The sequence below is a fragment of the Zhongshania aquatica genome (assembly GCF_027257955.1).
Lineage (GTDB): Bacteria > Pseudomonadota > Gammaproteobacteria > Pseudomonadales > Spongiibacteraceae > Spongiibacter > Spongiibacter aquatica.
In genome coordinates this window covers 34,593-52,610 of record NZ_JANZNQ010000011.1, presented here as the reverse complement: position 1 = coordinate 52,610, position 18,018 = coordinate 34,593, and the positions used below count along the sequence as shown (strand labels likewise).

At 48.9% G+C, this 18,018-nt stretch carries 17 protein-coding genes; 8 read left to right on the top strand and 9 right to left on the bottom strand.

What is annotated here, in order from left to right; genetic code table 11:
• Positions 1-26 precede the first annotated feature (26 nt).
• The 3 genes from O9X78_RS12450 (at position 27) to O9X78_RS12440 (ending at position 3,098) form a co-directional block, all read left to right on the top strand.
• Positions 27-893, top strand: coding sequence for an acyl-CoA thioesterase domain-containing protein (locus tag O9X78_RS12450; RefSeq protein WP_269620023.1), 867 nt, complete (start codon positions 27-29; stop codon positions 891-893).
• Between the two features lie 133 nt (positions 894-1,026).
• On the top strand, positions 1,027-2,790 hold the full coding sequence (locus tag O9X78_RS12445) for a BamA/TamA family outer membrane protein (RefSeq protein WP_269620022.1): 1,764 nt from the start codon (positions 1,027-1,029) through the stop codon (positions 2,788-2,790).
• 143 nt (positions 2,791-2,933) lie between these two features.
• Complete coding sequence (locus tag O9X78_RS12440; RefSeq protein ID WP_269620021.1) at positions 2,934-3,098, top strand: hypothetical protein; 165 nt, start codon at positions 2,934-2,936, stop codon at positions 3,096-3,098.
• A gap of 56 nt (positions 3,099-3,154) precedes the next feature.
• On the opposite strand, the gene O9X78_RS12435 is transcribed toward O9X78_RS12440, so the two are convergent.
• From O9X78_RS12435 to O9X78_RS12400, 8 genes are all read right to left on the bottom strand, one after another.
• On the bottom strand, positions 3,155-3,922 hold the full coding sequence (locus O9X78_RS12435; RefSeq protein ID WP_269620020.1) for an enoyl-CoA hydratase-related protein: 768 nt from the start codon (positions 3,920-3,922) through the stop codon (positions 3,155-3,157).
• 19 nt (positions 3,923-3,941) lie between these two features.
• Positions 3,942-4,616, bottom strand: a complete 675-nt coding sequence (locus tag O9X78_RS12430) for a nitroreductase (protein ID WP_269620019.1) — start codon at positions 4,614-4,616, stop codon at positions 3,942-3,944.
• Positions 4,617-4,620: 4 nt separating this feature from the next.
• Positions 4,621-5,772 carry a CaiB/BaiF CoA transferase family protein gene (locus O9X78_RS12425; RefSeq protein ID WP_269620018.1) on the bottom strand — a complete coding sequence of 384 codons (1,152 nt, stop codon included), beginning with the start codon at positions 5,770-5,772 and terminating at the stop codon, positions 4,621-4,623.
• 92 nt (positions 5,773-5,864) lie between these two features.
• Entirely contained in the window at positions 5,865-6,686 is an 822-nt protein-coding gene (locus tag O9X78_RS12420; protein WP_269620017.1) for a crotonase/enoyl-CoA hydratase family protein, read from the bottom strand.
• A gap of 24 nt (positions 6,687-6,710) precedes the next feature.
• Positions 6,711-8,342 carry an acyl-CoA synthetase gene (locus tag O9X78_RS12415; RefSeq protein WP_269620016.1) on the bottom strand — a complete coding sequence of 544 codons (1,632 nt, stop codon included), beginning with the start codon at positions 8,340-8,342 and terminating at the stop codon, positions 6,711-6,713.
• Positions 8,343-8,516: 174 nt separating this feature from the next.
• Entirely contained in the window at positions 8,517-9,680 is a 1,164-nt protein-coding gene (locus tag O9X78_RS12410) for a thiolase family protein (RefSeq protein ID WP_269620015.1), read from the bottom strand.
• On the bottom strand, positions 9,680-10,753 hold the full coding sequence (locus O9X78_RS12405) for a thiolase family protein (RefSeq protein ID WP_269620014.1): 1,074 nt from the start codon (positions 10,751-10,753) through the stop codon (positions 9,680-9,682). Before O9X78_RS12405 ends, O9X78_RS12410 begins: the two co-directional genes overlap by 1 nt.
• Positions 10,740-11,717, bottom strand: coding sequence for a Zn-ribbon domain-containing OB-fold protein (locus O9X78_RS12400; RefSeq protein WP_269620013.1), 978 nt, complete (start codon positions 11,715-11,717; stop codon positions 10,740-10,742). The genes O9X78_RS12405 and O9X78_RS12400 overlap by 14 nt, the downstream gene beginning before the upstream one ends.
• A gap of 326 nt (positions 11,718-12,043) precedes the next feature.
• Here O9X78_RS12400 and O9X78_RS12395 point away from each other — a divergent pair, with 326 nt between their 5' ends.
• Positions 12,044-12,448, top strand: coding sequence for a YbaN family protein (locus O9X78_RS12395; RefSeq protein WP_269620012.1), 405 nt, complete (start codon positions 12,044-12,046; stop codon positions 12,446-12,448).
• A 6-nt stretch (positions 12,449-12,454) separates the two neighbouring features.
• Here the strand turns inward: O9X78_RS12395 and O9X78_RS12390 are convergent, their stop codons facing one another.
• Complete coding sequence (locus tag O9X78_RS12390; RefSeq protein ID WP_269620011.1) at positions 12,455-13,339, bottom strand: diguanylate cyclase; 885 nt, start codon at positions 13,337-13,339, stop codon at positions 12,455-12,457.
• 923 nt (positions 13,340-14,262) lie between these two features.
• Here O9X78_RS12390 and O9X78_RS12385 point away from each other — a divergent pair.
• From O9X78_RS12385 to O9X78_RS12370, 4 genes are all read left to right on the top strand, one after another.
• Positions 14,263-14,589: a hypothetical protein gene (locus tag O9X78_RS12385; RefSeq protein WP_269620010.1), complete on the top strand. Its 327-nt coding sequence runs from the start codon at positions 14,263-14,265 to the stop codon at positions 14,587-14,589.
• 194 nt (positions 14,590-14,783) lie between these two features.
• Positions 14,784-15,143, top strand: a complete 360-nt coding sequence (locus O9X78_RS12380) for a PepSY domain-containing protein (protein ID WP_269620009.1) — start codon at positions 14,784-14,786, stop codon at positions 15,141-15,143.
• A gap of 24 nt (positions 15,144-15,167) precedes the next feature.
• Positions 15,168-15,638: a DUF2271 domain-containing protein gene (locus tag O9X78_RS12375; RefSeq protein WP_269620008.1), complete on the top strand. Its 471-nt coding sequence runs from the start codon at positions 15,168-15,170 to the stop codon at positions 15,636-15,638.
• 24 nt (positions 15,639-15,662) lie between these two features.
• Positions 15,663-17,864 carry a PepSY domain-containing protein gene (locus O9X78_RS12370; protein ID WP_269620007.1) on the top strand — a complete coding sequence of 734 codons (2,202 nt, stop codon included), beginning with the start codon at positions 15,663-15,665 and terminating at the stop codon, positions 17,862-17,864.
• Positions 17,865-18,018: the final 154 nt, after the last annotated feature.

Here is an 18,018-nt window from a genome sequence, read left to right as displayed (position 1 = left end):
CTGGCCCGTGGCCAACAGGAGCCTGCATGTCTGACGGACTTAAAACCCTTATTGACCTCTTAACACTCGAAAAAATTGACGAAAACATCTATCGCGGTCAATCAGAGGATACCGATTGGGGTCGAGTATATGGCGGGCAAGTTATCGCACAAGCCTTATCAGCCGCGGCCCAACAAGTATCTCCAGAGCGCCATATACACTCTTTTCACAGCTACTTCCTCCGGCCTGGAAATCCCGAGTACCCCATCATCTTTGAGGTAGAAAGCAACCTCGACGCTGGCACAATATCTAACCGCCGAGTGAAAGCCGTTCAGCGCGGACAAACCATCTTTTTTATGACAAGTTCGTTTCAGCTAAATATCGACAGTTACGATCACCAAAGCGTTATGCCAGTCGTGCCGCCACCAGACGACTTACCCCAAGAGTTAGAGCTGCGCGAGGAAGATCTGCGCTTCGCCCCTGAGGAGTGGTTGCCCAAATTTAACGCGGTACGTGCCATCGATTTTCGTTCCGTAGAATATTACGACCTCAAAAACCCCTACAAAGGTCAACCCGTCAAACAAACATGGATGAGACCCAATGGTCGCCTGCCGGACGACCAGAGCATACACAATTATATGCTCGCCTATGCCTCTGACTTTTTCTTTCTGGCTACGGCCAGCCAACCCCATGAAGTGTCCTTCTTAACAGAAGAGATGCGTATGGCAACCATTGACCACAGCATGTGGTTCCACCGACCTTTCGACTTTAATGACTGGCTGCTCTACGACATGGACAGCCCTAGCGCATCAAACGGACGCGGATTTGTGCGCGGGAAAATATACGACCGCAAGGGCAGATTAGTCGCCAGTAGCGCGCAGGAAGGTATCATGCGTAAAAAGCGAGGCAGTTAAAGCTCACCACCATCACCCGTAACAAGGTACTAAACATTATTTTATTTCAAATGCCCCTCACTTCTTAAGTAATGCTTAAGTATTGAGCGCTAGCTTACCTATATCGTAGTGATAATAAATAGGTAGGCCGGTCATGCGTTATAAAGCTCCACTGCTGGTTCTGGTCGCCGCATTCAGCCTAAGTGGAAGTGCTATCGTTTCCGCCGAAGAAAATGATAATGGCGACATTCAATATGACTGCATTGACACAGACACTATCAAGGAAGAGGAAACAGGTAGTTCACAGCGCATTGACGCGATCAGCAACACTGAAACAGACCCATCCGCAAAAAGCAAAACCGGGAAAATTGAGTCGGTAGAGATAGTCGTCAATCCGATTTTCGATGAGAGTAAACCCGAAGAAAACAACTGGCTATTTCGATTAGCGAATAGACTTCATATTCCAACACGAAAAAAAGTCGTCCGAGACGATATTCTTGTTGACGTTAACGACCCAGTAAATCAAACCCTCCTAGATACTAGCGAACGAACGCTTAACACCCGTCGCTACCTTAACCAATCTAGCGTTACCACGACCATCGACCCCTGCTCTAACAATGCGAATGTAAAAGTCGAAGTTCGCGACGTTTGGACATTAAAACCGAAACTTAGCTTCTCCCGCTCGGGCGGCAATAGCAATTCGAGCTATGGCTTTGAAGACAGTAACTTTCTAGGAACGGGTAAAGCGGTGTCGCTGATGCACTTCAGCGATGACGTCCGCTCAGGAAGTGTACTGGACTACCATGACCCAAATACCGGCGCCTATAATAGTGAATTTCGTATTCGCTACTCAGACAACAATGATGGCACCGAAAAGCGTGTCACCCTTAATAGGCCATTCTTAGATTTAAGTACAAAGTGGACTGGGGAAATTAACCACGACGACACCATGCTGTCGGAGTCGAACTATATCGCCGGTAAAGAGGTCGCTAGCTTTGGTCATCGCAAAATAGTCAATTCGGTGAATTATGGGCGGAGACTAGACAAGCTTTCCTCAGACGACAGGTTCGCCCGCCGTGTAATTGTCGGCGTCGACAAAATAGAAGACGAATTCAGTCAAGATCTCGATTCTCCTGTACTCTTTGAACTGCCGGAGGACAGGTCAGACGACAGCATGTGGATTGAGTATCAAAAAATCTACGACGGCTATATTAAAACCACCAATGTGCAGCAAATAAATCGCGCTGAATATTTTAATTTAGGAAATCAGTTTCGCACCCGCCTTGGCTATGCAAAATCAAATATCGGTGGCAATGATGACGGCACTATTTTTGAAATAGAAAACAAAGTTGGCACCATGTTAGGCGACAACAATATGATATTGCACGAGATCAGCTTTAGTGGCCGCTACACCGACCACGGACTAGTGGATAGCGTCTTAGAAAGTGAAATTTCTTGGTACTGGAAAAACATTCACAATGGCCAATTTCTAACCCAGCTATCAGGAATGAAAGGCTATAACTTATACCAAGATCACAATATCGTTTTAGATGGCGACAACGGTCTGCGTGGTTACCCCAGCCACTTTCAAACCGGTGATCGCAAAGTACTATTCACCATGGAGCAGCATTTTTTCGGTGAAAAGGAATGGTTCTCTCTATTCCATGCTGGCGCCGCGATATTCTTTGACGCCGGTCGCGCTTGGGGCGACACCTTCGACCCAACACTTGCGGGAGCAAACAAAGACCTCGGCTGGCTGAAAGACGTTGGCGTTGGCTTACGCTTCTCTCCAACAAGAACCGGCAACAAAGAAGAAGGTTCTCACGGCATTCTTCATGTAGACCTAGTCAAACCCTTAGATCGTAGCGATGGCATTTCTAGCTACCAATGGCGGGTGACGACAGAAAAACGGTTTTAAACGCGAAAAATCTCATCGATAGCTGATATCAAATTTGGTCACACACTTATCTAGTCACGCCGTAACGCCCCAGCGTAGAAAATTTAAATATTCAGGCTTTACGTAGCGACGAAACCAAACGTTTGATACATTTTTGGGAGAGTATGGCTGATCCGACCCGCAATGTCGGTGACATTATAAAAAGGCTTGAAAAGATGCCTATCTTCCGCGAGGCTCAAAAAGCTGATATTTCTTATAAACTTCCGGAAGAAAAGCACATTGTAAAACGCGCACTGGATTCAACCTATCGTCTTGCGACAAGTTTATAGCGTCCAATATACTGCGCCGCAATTTGTAGCGGCGCAGTTTTACAAATCCCCCGCAATTACTTACGGAACTGTTTAAAATCTGCTGGGCGTTTTTCCATAATCGCCACAACGGCTTCAATATTTTCCGGTGTTCCAGCCAAACGAGACATGCCTTCCGCCTCCCCGCCCATTGCAGAATGAATTGCCGCACGGTGCACACTACGCATTAACTTTTTAGTTTCCACTAGAGATGGTATCGGCCAATGGGCAATTTCCCGCGCTTTTTCCATCGCGCGTTCCAAGACCTCTTCATCGCCAAAGGTCGCAGTGGCAATCCCTAAATCAACGGCCTTTTCCGCATTTACCCACTCTGAGGTATACATTAGTTCGGCGGCTTTACGTGCGCCAATAATGGCCTGCAACTGATAGCTGCTGCCCCACTCCGGCACCAAGCCCAAGGCAGTAAACGGAAAGCGCAAACGCAAACTACTGCCGACGTACACCACATCGGTATGCAGCAATAAAGTCGCGCCGCCACCCACTGCAACACCGCGGGCCGCGCTGACGACCGGCTTATCGAAGTCCACCAGGGCTTTGGCTGAAATTTCAAATGGATGCTCACCATCAGCCTCTGAGAAATCATTGAGATCAACCCCAGATGAGAAATCTCTTCCTGCACCAGTAATCACGACGCAGGCCACCTTCGGATTGTCACTGGCAGCTACTAGGGCATCTCTAAACGCTAGCCACTGCTCGTTATTGAACGCATTTTTCTTGTTAGGTCGATTTAAAGTCAGCAATAAAACGCCGTCATCATCGAGTTGCTGCAGTACGGTATCGCTCATGGTTATCCCTATATTAGTGCTAATTATAGAATGTCACAGTGTCCGCCAACGCGGCTCTCTCGGTGCGGCAGCCATTGGCGGAATTTGTGGTATCTTCATGACCAAAAGAAATGCCAAACAATAATTTATTGCTGGAATCAATGTCGAGTTCCTGCCTAACTAAATCACAATTGAAGCTCAGCGCCGTTTGCGGGCAACTGGCCAAACCATGAGCACTAAGACTTAGCATAAGCGTCTGGGCATACATGCCCAAGTCGGCAGCTTCACGAAGGCCGAAACCCTCTGGCAGGAATAAAAAAGCGACATGAGGTGCATCAAAGAATTCATAATTTTTCATGAACTGCGCATTGCGCGCCACTTTATTGTCACGGGTAATACCCATGGCATCGTACAAATCAGCCGCAGCCTTATATTGACGCTCTTTGTACACACCCTCGTATTTACCATCGTAAGGGAAATCCATAGTCCACTCACCGGCACTAAACGCCGTTGGAATCTTGCTACGCAGATTCTCTATGCTTGTACCGCTCGCCACAGCAATCTGCCAAGGCTGAGTATTGCAGTTAGATGGCGCGCGCTGTGCGAGTGTGAATATCGATTCTAAAACTGACTGTGTTAGAGGCTCCGGCAAAAATGCGCGTACCGAACGGCGCGCCTTAACAAGGTCACTAAACACTTCTAAGGTTTTGCTCATCATCTCAATCCGTTTGTTTAATTACACCGCTATTCAAAAACTGCGTTATTGCATCGTCATTCCACCCCAAGCCAGCCATTATAGACACGGTGTCAGCGCCTTCTGCGACTGGAGAATGCTGAATCTCACCCGGTGTTCGGGAAAACCGCGGCGCTGGAGCGGACTGCAAAACATTGTCTCGACGGACAAGGTTTTTCCTAACTACATTGTGAGCATAGTGCTCAGCCTCATCCATATCTAAGATCGGCGCTACGCAGGCATCACTGCCTTCAAACAACGCGGCCCATTCATCCCGCGTTTTCTCTAAAATTCGCGCCGCCATTTGCGCTCGGCGCGCTGGCCATTGAGCCTTGTCCATTTGTGCAAAGTAGTCGCTACCACCAAAATCCAAGTCCAAAATTGTTAGCAACTGAGTATAGAATTGCGGCTCTATTGCACCAACCGATATAGAGCGACCATCCTTACACAAATAACTTCGATAAAATGGCGCGCCGCCATCCAATAAGTTTTGCTCGCGCTCAGTATCCCAATACTGAATACCTTTTAAGCCATGAATGGTACTCAGCAAACTCACCGTACCGTCGCATATTGCAGCATCGACGACTTGTCCAAGCCCAGATTGTTTGCGCTCCAATAACGCAGCTAACACACCGAGTAATAGAAACATTGAGCCACCGCCCAAATCTCCGATGACGTTCAACGGAGTTGGTGGCGCTTCGCCCACCGTACCAAAGCTATCTAATAGCCCTGTTATCGCAATGTAATTAAGGTCATGGCCCGCCTGTTTAGCCATCGGGCCGTCCTGCCCCCACCCCGTCATTCTGCCATACACAAGAGCAGGATTACGTTTCGCGCAGATCTCAGGCCCCAAGCCTAATTTTTCCATTACACCGGGGCGAAAGCATTCTATAAGGACATCGGCAGATTCAAGTAACTGCAAAACGACCTCGACACCCTCTGGGCTTTTTAGATTTACCGCGATTGACTTTCTTCCCCGTGCCGTCACGTCACCTGGATGAGCACCTAAACCACCGCCGCTAGTTCTATCAACGCGAATCACTTCCGCGCCGAGGTCTGACAACAACATGCAGGCGTAGGGCGCAGGACCGATACCCGCCATTTCAATAATACGTAAACCAGTTAATGGACCAGACATGGCGGTACTCTTTGTATTAAGCGGAGTGCTACGAAAAAGGAAGGAGCGCGACGGAAATTCAGAAGCTGAACTCCGCCGCGTGACGAGGAGGTTTATTCGCCGGTAAATACTGCAGGACGTTTTTCTTTGAAGGCGCGCATACCCTCTTTGGCGTCTTTTGAGCCAAACACTGGCCCAGCCAACTCATCAGATTTCTGCATCGCCTCGTCTTCTGCCAAATGCTCGGTATGTTCACGAAGTGAGCGAACCACAGCTTTCACGGCCAAGGGCCCATTAGCGCAAATTTTCTCCGCTAATTTTTTCGCCTCATTTAAGGTTTCGCCCTTTGGTACCACGCGATTGATTAAACCGAAATCCAGTGCTTGCTGCGCAGAAACATGTTCGCCCAGCAATAAAATTTCAGCGGCCAAACAATACGGAATTTGCTTACGCAGACGAATAGTCGAACCCGACATCGGATATAAACCACGGGCCACTTCGGTCACACCAAAAATAGCGTCTTCGGCGGCAACGCGGATATCCGTACCTTGCAAAATCTCGGTACCACCGGCCAAGGCATAGCCTTCAACGGCAAGCAGCAAAGGTTTGCAGGGACGATTTTCACGGAGCAAAGCCTGCCAGTGAATGTTTGGAACCGTCGCCATTAAATCCATAAATTCTTGGGTGGTGCCTTGGTCGCCATCTGGGCCGACTTTTAAATCCATACCCGCGCAAAACGTATCGCCATTGGCGGTAAGAATAGCGCAGTACAAATTGTCATCTTCATCCAATAGGCGCCACGCCTTATACAAGCCCAATAGCATTTCTGGATTAAAGGCATTTTTCGCTTCTGGTCGATTAAGCGTGACAATCAAGACATTGCCTTCTTGTTCAACAATACACGTCTTCGTGCTGATGGCTAATTCGGTTGCCATTATTTTAACTCCATAAAAATTAGTTTAAGCGACTGCGCCCTTGCCGCTTTCAGCAAACGCCTTTGCGGTTTTATAGTCAGGTTTACCACTGGGAGCGCGGGGCAATTCGTCGATAAGATGGATTTCACGCGGCACTTTGTAGCCGGCAATATGCTTGCGGCAATGGTCTTGAATATTCTCCAAGCTCAATTGAGTACCCTTGCGTGGCTGTATAATGGCACTTACACGACTTCCCCAGCGTTCATCTGAGACACCAACAACCAAGGCATCAAAGATACCGTCGTGAGCTTTCAGTGCATCTTCCACTTCTTCAGGGAATATCTTTTCACCGCCGCTATTAATGCAATTTGATCCACGCCCAAACACGGTGATTGAGCCATCATCTTCTAGCTTGGCGGCATCGCCGGTCAGCAACCAGGTTTTGCCATCAACTTGAATAAAGGTCTTTGCAGTTTTTTCAGGGTCGTTGTAGTAACCGTTAGGTATGTAACCTGCGCGGGCAAATATGCCAGTTTCACCTAACTCGGCATGACGTCGTGGTTCACCCTCTACGTCGATAATAACGTCCATGAAATCTGTGCGGCTGACATTACCAAGGCCTGATGCAGTTTTCTTGCTGCCATTATCCATCCCCATCTGACCACCTTCGGATGAACCGAAGCTATTGGTGATGAATACATTGGGGAAGTACTTTTTAAAGGCCTCTTGCTTGGCATCTGAGAAAATTGCACCGCCAGAACCCACGTTAAATACTGCACTTAAGTCCCAGCGGTCAGTATTGCCTTCCAAGGCATCCAACAATGGAATTGCCATCGCGTCGCCGACTATCTGCACCGCATTTACTTTCTCATCGGCGACAATTTGCCACACTGCTTCGCCATTAAACGAGCGCTGATGATTTAGCACTAAGGCATTGCCCGCCAATAACTGAATACAGGCGTACCACCATGACGCGCCGTGCATCAGCGGTGCCAGTGCGATACCACGCAGCGGATGCTCGGTCACGCGGCTCGCCATGTCCTCTGGCTTTTCACAAGCGCCCAGCGGAGAAAAATGACCGCCGCCTCCCATTGCGGCAAAAAATACGTTTTTGTGCGGCCACATTACGCCCTTGGGCATACCGGTAGTGCCACCGGTATAGAGAATGAAATAATCATCCCCAGAGCGCTCTCCAAAATCGCGCCCCTTATTCTGCGTATCCCGAACAGTGTGATAATCCACAGCGCCAATTGACGACAGTGGTTCTTCGCTGGCATCAGCAACTGACACACACAGCTTTAGGGTTTTAGCAGCACTGCGAACTTCAGCAATCGCCGGAATGAATTCACGATGATGAATACAGGCAACCATGTCGGCGTTGTCGAAAATATAAAGCAGCTCATCTTTAACATAGCGGTAGTTCACATTGATCGGCACTGCGCGAATCTTAAAGCAGGCTAACATCGCCTCAAGATATTCGTTGCAGTTATACATATACAAGCCGACGTGATCACCCGCTTTAACACCCTGCGACGCAAGGTAATGTGCCATCTGGTTAGCACCGGCATCTAACTCCGCATAACTACAGCGGCTAGTACCACAAACCAACGCCTCGCGCTCCGGCACTTTGTCGGCAACGGCTTCAAACAAATCAGCGAGGTTAAAATGCATAGCCATATTCTCTATCCTTATTTTTTTCTGAGCGAGTGTCGATTTTTATTGAGAAATGCTCGTTTAACAAGCTAGCAAAACGTAGTCTAAACAAACACTCCACCAATGTACCAAGCGCAAACTGGCGTCACCATCCTCCCAAGGGACGAGACTGTGAAGCCAGTTTGCAAACTCAGTTAATTACGCTTTCTCTGAGCTGACAACCCACATCGAGTAAAACTGTGCACCACCGCCATAAGCGTGTCCCAGTGCTGTTTTAGCACCATCAACCTGATGATCACCTGCTTCACCACGCACCTGTTGTGCCGCTTCCGCAAAGCGAATCATCCCAGACGCGCCAATCGGGTTAGAACACAATACACCACCAGACGGATTCCAGGGTATATCGCCGCCTTCAGTCAATGAGGTTGCGCCAGACATCGTTAATTCCCAACCTTTACCCTCATCGGCAAAGCCAAGGTTTTCTAACCACATCGGTTCGTACCAGGAAAACGGTACATAGACTTCCGCGCAATCAAGATCCTTACGCGGATTGTGGATACCAGCCTGCGCATACACGTCTTTGGCACAATCAATACCAGCGCGCGGGTTAACCTGCTCACGACCAGCGTACATGGTTGGTTCAGAGCGCATCGCGGCACCGCGAATCCACGCTGGTTTACGCGGTGACTTGGCTGCCAGTTCCTCATTAGCGATAACCATAGCGCAAGCACCATCTGACGATGGACAAGCCTCTAAGAAACGCAGCGGTTCCCACAACATGGGGCTGTCTTCTACTTCCTTCATCGTAATTTCAGGTAGTTGCAGATGCGCCAATGGATTCTTTGCGCCGTGCAAACGGTCCTTTACCGCAACTTTTATACCCGCATCATACGGCGCATTCGAGCGGCGCATGTACTCGCGAATAATCGGTGCAAAATAACCACCAGCACCGGCATTTAAATGGGGAGAAAACGGCTGTGGATTTGACAGTGCCCACATCGCATTAGACTCAGACTGCTTCTCAAACGACACGGTCAAAATGCGTTTAAACACGCCACTTTGCACATAGGTTGCAGCAACGATGGCGGTAGAGCCACCCACTGAACCCGCCGTGTGAACACGCAGCATTGGCTTGCCATTACAGCCCAGCGCATCGGTCAGATAAAGCTCAGGCATGATCACACCTTCGAACATATCTGGCGCTTTACCAATAATCACCGCGTCAATGTCATTCCATGTTAAGCCCGCATCTTCCAGGGCGTTAACAGCAGCTTCTCTCACCATACCCGCAATAGATACGTCTTTGCGCTTGGTTTTATATTTAGTTTGGCCTACGCCAACAACAGCAGCTAACTGAGCCATTATTTCGCCTCCAGTACGGTAATCAGGTTTTGTTGCAAGCACGGACCTGATGTCGCGTGGGCAACACCGCGTTTTGCTTCACCACGGATAATTCGCATAGCAACTTCACCGATACGCGACAGCCCAGATGCCATCATGACATTGCCAGCAAGCACACCGCCCGACGGGTTAATCACTGTGTCATCACCCAAACCTAAGGCCTTTTTAAGAATAATTTCTTGGTGACTAAACGGCGCGTAAAGCTCAGCAACATCCACTGGCCCATTTGCCACGCCCGCTGCTTTGCCTGCAATTTCAGTTGATACTGAACGGCTTAAATCACGCGAGCCAATATGGTGAGTCTCAATACGATGATCGATCCCCTTGATAATCGCATACGGCTTGCCCCACTCTTCAGCTTTCTCGATAGTGCAAATAATCATGGCGCAGGCACCGTCAGAAATTGGGCAGCAATCGTGACGACGCAAAGGTGACACGTAGGTCGCTTCTTTAAGCAAATCCGCTACCGTTTGATCACCCTTCAATTGTGCATGGGGATTTTTCAGGGCGTTATTGCGCGAACGCGCTACTACTTCTGCCATATCGGCTTCAGTGATTTCACCGGAATCGAGCATGGTTCTCGCCTGCATCGCAGCAAACGCAATGGTGTCTACCCACAGTGGCGCGAGGTAATACGGATCAAGCTGCTGAGACAGCACTATCGGCAGTTCACCCGGAGAAGATTTACCAAACCCGTACAGCAGCGCTGACTCAGCGCTACCCATCTGGATTTTCAGCCAGGCTTCATAAAGCGCCCACGCTGCATCCATTTCCACATGCGACTCTTTGATTGGCGGCACCGCGCCAAGCGCGTCAACACCAGCAACAAAGGCGAACGCCGCACCCTGCTGGTAGTCACAACTACCGGAACAGGTGAAATCCACGTCCTGAGCACTTTTAATTCCGGTTTGCTTAAACACTTCAGTGAGCACCGGCATAATCAGCTCAACTTCGTTTTGCGCACCAGCGTCGCGCTGGCAATTTGATTGCGCAAAGGCAACTATCGCGACATCACGCATCTTATCGGCCCTCATCAATTAATTTGCCAATTTGATCTACCGGCACATCCGGCTCATCAATTGGCTTAAAGTACTGAATATTTTCCATGGCATAGCCCCACTCTGCTTCTGGCTTCCAAAGTGCTTCTACGCGCATACCTATACGGACGTCCTCGTTTTTGCATTCGCTGAGCAGATGCAGGAAGCTCAAGTTCGCACCGTCTAATACCAAGTTGGCAATAACGTAAGGCGGCTTGATCGGGTTACCTGGGATAGGAATATAAACAATGGTGAAGGACTCAACGGTGGCCTTATTACCCAAAGTCACTTCTTCTTCAGTCGGTACGCCACAGGCGGCACAAGAGCCACGTGGTGGAATGTAGACATTGCGGCAATTTGGGCAGCGCTGGCCAACCAACTTACCTTTTTTCATCGACTGCAAATAACGTGCAGTGGCCTTACCGGCAGTGAAGTTGTAGGTAAGGTAGATCGGCGCTTCCATACCGGTGATCTGCTCGTCAGACGTCGCGGGCTTCAACTCACCCAACAACGCCACCGCCTCAGGCACAAAACCATTCACATCGCTCATCAAGCCCTTGGTTTCTTCTGCCCAACGCACTTTTACGCGCATACCGGTGCTCATTGCAGCTTCGTCGCCGGCATCAACCCAGTGCAGCATTGGTGTGTCTGCGCCGTCCAGTTGAATCATCGCCCAAGCGAATGGCTTATCACTGGGATGTGCTTTACGAGGTTCTTTAACCCAGCACCACGTCTTAACTACACCTGCATCTGCCACATCGACAAATTCAGTCAAAGCTGCGGCGCTAACCGGATCAAACTCCACCGGTGGCACCAGGACTTTGCCATCGCTGGCTTTAATGCCAACCATTTTGCGAGCGCGCAAGGAGGTCAAAAACTGACCCACAATAGGCCCGGTGGACCGCGTATAGGTATAGCCTAGCGTAAAGGCTTGGCTAAGAATTTCAGCCGATGACGACATCAGGTCTCTCCTTCGTGTTTAAATTCGGTGAGCGCTGCGCAATAAACATGCTGCGCGACTCACCAGCGTGGGAAGAAGTATCTCTGTGAGCCTGAAATCGAACAATGTCGCTGCTGATCAAGTACATGACAAAAACGATCATGAACTGTGAATAAACGACAATGGCGTCGCTATAAGCAGATTTAGGTACTAGAAGATTCAAGCGGGGAACAATGGGTGCCTAAGGCAGTCAACAAGAACACACTGCGACGTACTCCCGAAATGTCTTTCGCGCCAAGCAAGCATATTTGATAAAGTTGCAACGCAACAATTCAGATCGAGTATTGATGAAAACACCCCAGCAGCATCCCAATCCAGTGATACGCTACACGCTATTTATTATCGGCTGGATTTCCTTCGTTTTAGGTATGATTGGTCTGTTATTACCCGTGGTACCGACTACGCCCTTTTTGCTGCTCAGCGCCGCATGCTTTTTACGCAGCTCTCCTCGTTTTTATGTGTGGCTAACCGAGCACCGCTGGTGGGGGAGATATATTCGTTACTACCTAGACGGCCAAGGCATTCCTCGGCGAGTCAAATTTCTCATCATTGGCATGCTGTGGATAACGATACTGACTAGCGCCTTGCTTATTGTAAAAATACACTGGCTGAGTGTCATGATGATTTGCGCTGCGGCCGTCATAAGCATCTATATTGCAAAACAGCCTGAGCCTAAATTAGATACTGATTAAAATTACTCAGCCATTAACAATGACGCAATTTCGGCCCGCAGCCTTTGCGCTATACATTGCCCTGTCGACGCAAGCCAATGACTCTTCAATTGTTCGATGCGATGACAGCGCCGCAACACCGAATGATGCTGTCACCTGCAAGGGCTCGGCTGCCTGATTGTAGCGCATAGACTGTCGAGCAATAGCTGATCGCATACGCTCAGCAACTTGAGTGGCCTCCTCTAAATTTGCGCTGGGCATGCAAATAAGAAACTCTTCACCACCGTAGCGGTAAATTTTGTCGTAGGGGCGAAGAAGCGCCTTAACGCATTTAACCACTGAGACGAGCACCAGGTCGCCAGCCGCGTGACCATATGCATCATTGACGCGCTTAAAATGGTCTAGATCAAACATGATAAGCGCACACTCTTGCCGCCCTCGCTTAGCCAAAGCGTCTTGCTCGCGAAGCTCAGATAACATAGTCCCCCTGGTTTGCGCTTCCGTGAGAGGGTCTCGATTTTGTGCTGCAGTGGCGAATTCTTGCCTTAAGGCTTGGAACTCTAAGCGCACCCGATCTAGCAAGTTATCAAAGTGATCCCATTCATTTGGGGAAATAGGCAGCCCATCAGATACTCGCCGAAGTAGTTTAGTGGCGCCGAGATGCATCTTTTCATGTGCATCGCCAAGAGAAATAAACAGCGGATTTTCTTTGATAAACGAAGACTGATAATTTTCATACCATTGACCAAACCGACAATGACGGTGGGCATCTGGCAATAAATCAGCCGTTTCAGGTGGTAAATGTGTAATCAAAATACGTAGCAAATTCTTATACCACTGATCGTGGCTATAAATCGACTGATCCAGCTGCGCTATAAGTGACTGTAATTGCTGGTTTGTGAAGGATGTCATATCAATTGGGGCCTCTCATGTTGCGTCGCCAACTTCACACTTATGAATAGTTATAAATGACAAGTCACCTAACAACAAAGCCTCCAAAAAAATTAGGATTTTCACAAAAGAACACTAGACACATCTCAATGATAAACTAGTATTTATCGTCAAAAATCATGGTGAGAAAATCACTTACGGTACAGCCATGCATCCAAAGAAGACATCGCTGATAAAACCCAAAATCTAAGGTATAAATTTAATCGGAATAATCACACATAAAAATGTAAAATAAATACGTACTTTCCTTTATTTTTTATCCAGTTAAATATAATCGAGATATATTTACTGGCGACATTTACTAGCAAAAAATCGCAACGAATGAGGTATAAAATATCTACGACTTATAAACATCACCGAATTACTCGTATCACTATAGATCCGACTAATTTCTGCACCGTTATCGCCAATTCAAAATAAGCAAATAGTACTTTAGGTTGATTTCTATAAATACCAAATCAATCGTCCGTATTTAGCTTTACACTCCGCTATCAAAAGGATTTCATGATGAAGTTCCGGCGTATATTACCTGCAACACTGATGATTATGAGCGCGGCTACTTTTTCCGCCAATTGGCAAGCGCTGCCTGACTAACCTCCAACGCCACAGATAATCCGACGACCCCGGCAAACGTTGAACTGGGTAAAATGCTCTATTTAGATCCGCGTGCAGTCAGCTAGGCGGCCGCAATGCACCGACAGTATGGAATGCGACATTCTTATCTGTGCAATTTTGAGATGGACGAGCAGCGACGCTAGAAAACCAAGCCAAAGGACCCATTGGCAATCCGATAGAAATGGGAAAAAAATGGGCTTAGCCGTCGATTACATTGAGCAAATCCCGGGCTATCAAGCACTATTTAAGCAGGTATTCAGGTGTAAAAAATGCAGCAACAGCGTGGCATGCAAACCTTTGCCCACAACGGTTGTATAGCTTGTCATTCCGGGGCAAATTTCAGCGGCCCAGCCCTACCACTAGGCACCGGCTTTATCATGAAATTCCCAGCCTACCCTAATTCACTATATGTAGCGCAATGCCATTTACTTGATGACGGCGGCAAGGCTGTTCAGAGCGGAAAAATAAAAGATCAAAATATGTGGCGCGTACCATCACTGCGCAACCTGACCTATACCGCACCTTATCTTCACAGCGGGCTAGTTTTGCTCAACAATGAGCTAGCATTACAAGCAAAGCGATCCAAGGGAAACTAGTCACAAATCATTTTGTAGCTAATTTTCTTTGGATCACCACGTATCCTTAATTTTTTATCCCCTCCTCCAATCAAATATTTGTCTTAATACTCACTTAATTCACTTCCGATAGATTTAGATCAAAGCTTGTGTAGACCGATTACTTCACTATGACTGCATCGCTGGCACTTTAGGTATGTCCATCAGAGAGCAATATGAAAAACGTGCTTCCCCGTTCTGCAAAGCTGGTAATTGCCTTAGCTTTCGCCATAAGCCTTAGTGTTCTGGGCGTAAGTGCCTTTGCGGACGACGACGATTGCAGAGATCCAGTCGCAAAATGGCAAGCGCGTGAAACTCTTAAAAAACGCCTAGAGGCTCACGGCTGGCGTGTACGCCGCATCCGAATTGATGACCGCTGTTATGAGGTGCGCGCTATAGACGATCAAGGTCGTCGCGTCGAAGCCCGCTACGCGCCAGCCACCCTTAAGTTACTGGAATTTGAGGTCGAAGACGAAGAGCACGAACAGCGGGAACACCATCAGCCCCACTCTCACTCTCACTCTCACTCTCGATAAGCATCGATAGCAAAGGAAAATCACATGAACAAATTATTCACAATCATAGGACTAAGCCTAGGACTATGCGTTGCCGCCGCAACTCAGGCACGCGAAGTGACCATCACCACCACGCTAAACACCTATCGCGGAAATGCCGCATACTTGGCGATCTATCTCACTAATCCAGACGGAAAGTACAAACAGACACTCTGGGTAGCTGGCAAAAAAAGCAAGTATTACAAACATCTATTGGACTGGGCGCGGGGCAGCGGGCTGAAGACTGCCGAGTATGAAGGGATGACCGGCGCCAGTGTTAGTGGCGGTGACAGCCTAACCATAAAGGCTGACATTGATGACGCACTCATAGACGCGGGCTACCTAATCCGCGTCGACAGCGCCGTAGAAGATAAACGCGAAAACCGCATTGATGCCGAAGTGACACTGACAACGAGTGGCGCAGGCACGCCCGTGAGCGGCCGCGGCTATGTCAACACATTGAGCTACTCCCTCTAGCCTTAACATTTAGAGACAAGCGTCATGCTCCGTCGCCTGCATTCACTGCCAGGTCTTTTTGCCGCCTTGCTATTACTGGTAATCGCCACAAGTGGCGCGATTCTGTCATTAAATCCCGCATTGGAACGGGCCGGCGCAATCGTTCCCCCACGCGGGGCCGTCAACGTTGCGGATGTCGCCCAAAGAGCCTTGCGGGCCTATCCCGGCGTTGAACAAATTGAGCGTCTACCCTCGGGAGCGGTGCTGGTTTACTTCACCCAAGACGATAATTCAGGTGCAGACCTTATCAACCCCATGAACGGCAAGCGGGTATCGTCTTATGAAACCTCAGCTGTTTTCTCTTGGTTAACCGATCTACACCGCGCATTTTTATGGGACGACCGAGGTCGCGCTATTGCAGGCATTGGCGCCCTGCTCATGGCCTTTATGTGCTTGTCCGGCGTTTTCCTGCTTGCCTCACGTGCCGGAGGGTGGCACAAACTTTTTGCCCCGATTCGCAGTACGGGAGCTGGCGCTACTAGTCCACGGCTGCATGCCGAGCTAGCCCGCGCGGCCGCACTCGGCCTCCTTGTCTCTGCGCTTACCGGTGTTTGGCTATCAGCCATTCGCTTTGAATTGATACCGGAAGCCCGAGAGATGGAAGCGGAGTTTCGACAATCCGCGGCAGGCCCACCACCGGCTGACATAGGTTCATTGCCGGCGCTGCAAGCGGTGGATCTTATGGATCTGCATCAGCTTATTTTCCCCTTCCGAAATGACCCTAGCGACGTTTACTCGTTGAGAACCCATCAGGGATCGGGTTATGTGGATCAAGGCTCTGGAGAGTGGCTCTCTTACGCCGACTACGGTAGCGGAGCCACGCTGCAAACTTTCATTAAGGAATTGCACACCGGCGAAGCCTATTGGTGGCTTGGGTTAATCATGGGCCTTGCGGCCTTAACCGTACCGGTTTTAGCAGTTACCGGCGGACTTATCTGGTGGCAACGTCGCCAATCTATGCCCAAACTAAAAGGTAACTCGCCCTCACATTTAGCCGACACTATTGTACTAGTGGGTTCCGAGACGAATGCTACCTGGGGCTTCGCCAAATCCCTCCTCGATGGAATGTCAGCAGCGGGCAAGCATGTCCACGTTGCCCCCATGAACGATCTCGTCGACCACTACCCCAACGCGAGCCGCTTACTTATTCTGACATCGACCTATGGCGATGGAGATGCGCCCGCCTCTGCAAATCAATTTCTACACAAGCTTGAAAAGCTAGCGACTTCGCCGGCAATGTCCTGGGCAGTGCTTGGATTCGGCGATCGTCAATTCGGTAACTTCTGTGCATTTGCAGACCTAGTCACTGAGAAACTTAAGCAACGGGATTGGCCCCAAATTCTTGAAACTAACTATATCGACAGGCAATCCGGCCCCAGCTTCGAACAATGGGGTACTGTCCTCGGCGCAGCGATAGACATGCCGCTGTCGCTCCACTACAAACCACTTCCCCGCGCAACCAAATCACTTACTTTAATTGCTCGTAAGACCTATGGTGAGCAGGTAAACGCGCACACCTGTATTCTGCGATTCAAGCCAGCAAAACCGGGTAGATCACTGCCTGCCTTCGCCGCAGGAGATCTAGTCGGCATCCTGCCACCGAACTGCGACGCACCGCGTTTTTACTCACTTGCCTCAACGAGCAAGGATGGTGTACTGGAAATTTGCGTCCGGCGCCAAGAAGACGGACTGTGTTCAGGTTACTTATACAATATGAAGCTCGGTGAACACGCGAATATCTTTATTCAAAGAAACGCACGCTTCAAACCTAGCAGGGGAAAATCCCCCATCATTCTTATCGGCGCAGGAACCGGCATTGGCCCACTGATAGGATTCATTCGAGCGAACAAAAAACACCGTAGCATGCACTTATACTGGGGTGGTCGCTTGGCAGAATCTGACTTTTTGTATGAAAAGGAGCTGCGCTCCTATTTAGCCGACAAACGACTATCGCGGCTGCATACGGCATTCTCGCGATGCCCAGAACCTGCCTATGTACAAAACAAACTTTTAGAAGACGCTGTTCAGATTCGCAATATGATTAACCAAGATGCGCAGCTACTAGTATGCGGTGGTCGCCGAATGGCCGATGACGTCGCCAGCACCATGAATACGATATTAGCGCCACTATCTCTGGACGTTGCGACACTGAAAAAGGCGAGCCGTTATTTGGAAGATACTTACTAAAAAAACACCATTCTTAGATAATTTAACGCGAGTTATGGATTAAGGTAAAATCGTGTAATAACAGCCTATTTACTACTCTAAATCGATCTAAAATCCCATTGTAGCTACAGATAAAAACGAAGTGAAACGCGCTATCTCTCTAATCCGAATGTCT

What these genes read in the sequence shown, in the direction of transcription:
- O9X78_RS12445 (WP_269620022.1), top strand. Translation starts at nt 1,027, where the DNA reads ATGCGTTATAAAGCTCCACTGCTGGTTCTGGTCGCCGCATTCAGCCTA.
- O9X78_RS12380 (WP_269620009.1), top strand. Translation starts at nt 14,784, where the DNA reads ATGAAAAACGTGCTTCCCCGTTCTGCAAAGCTGGTAATTGCCTTAGCT.
- O9X78_RS12450 (WP_269620023.1), top strand. Translation starts at nt 27, where the DNA reads ATGTCTGACGGACTTAAAACCCTTATTGACCTCTTAACACTCGAAAAA.
- O9X78_RS12435 (WP_269620020.1), bottom strand. Translation starts at nt 3,922, where the DNA reads ATGAGCGATACCGTACTGCAGCAACTCGATGATGACGGCGTTTTATTG.
- O9X78_RS12375 (WP_269620008.1), top strand. Translation starts at nt 15,168, where the DNA reads ATGAACAAATTATTCACAATCATAGGACTAAGCCTAGGACTATGCGTT.
- O9X78_RS12400 (WP_269620013.1), bottom strand. Translation starts at nt 11,717, where the DNA reads ATGTCGTCATCGGCTGAAATTCTTAGCCAAGCCTTTACGCTAGGCTAT.
- O9X78_RS12370 (WP_269620007.1), top strand. Translation starts at nt 15,663, where the DNA reads ATGCTCCGTCGCCTGCATTCACTGCCAGGTCTTTTTGCCGCCTTGCTA.
- O9X78_RS12395 (WP_269620012.1), top strand. Translation starts at nt 12,044, where the DNA reads ATGAAAACACCCCAGCAGCATCCCAATCCAGTGATACGCTACACGCTA.
- O9X78_RS12405 (WP_269620014.1), bottom strand. Translation starts at nt 10,753, where the DNA reads ATGAGGGCCGATAAGATGCGTGATGTCGCGATAGTTGCCTTTGCGCAA.
- O9X78_RS12385 (WP_269620010.1), top strand. Translation starts at nt 14,263, where the DNA reads ATGCAGCAACAGCGTGGCATGCAAACCTTTGCCCACAACGGTTGTATA.
- O9X78_RS12390 (WP_269620011.1), bottom strand. Translation starts at nt 13,339, where the DNA reads ATGACATCCTTCACAAACCAGCAATTACAGTCACTTATAGCGCAGCTG.
- O9X78_RS12410 (WP_269620015.1), bottom strand. Translation starts at nt 9,680, where the DNA reads ATGGCTCAGTTAGCTGCTGTTGTTGGCGTAGGCCAAACTAAATATAAA.
- O9X78_RS12440 (WP_269620021.1), top strand. Translation starts at nt 2,934, where the DNA reads ATGGCTGATCCGACCCGCAATGTCGGTGACATTATAAAAAGGCTTGAA.
- O9X78_RS12415 (WP_269620016.1), bottom strand. Translation starts at nt 8,342, where the DNA reads ATGGCTATGCATTTTAACCTCGCTGATTTGTTTGAAGCCGTTGCCGAC.
- O9X78_RS12420 (WP_269620017.1), bottom strand. Translation starts at nt 6,686, where the DNA reads ATGGCAACCGAATTAGCCATCAGCACGAAGACGTGTATTGTTGAACAA.
- O9X78_RS12430 (WP_269620019.1), bottom strand. Translation starts at nt 4,616, where the DNA reads ATGAGCAAAACCTTAGAAGTGTTTAGTGACCTTGTTAAGGCGCGCCGT.
- O9X78_RS12425 (WP_269620018.1), bottom strand. Translation starts at nt 5,772, where the DNA reads ATGTCTGGTCCATTAACTGGTTTACGTATTATTGAAATGGCGGGTATC.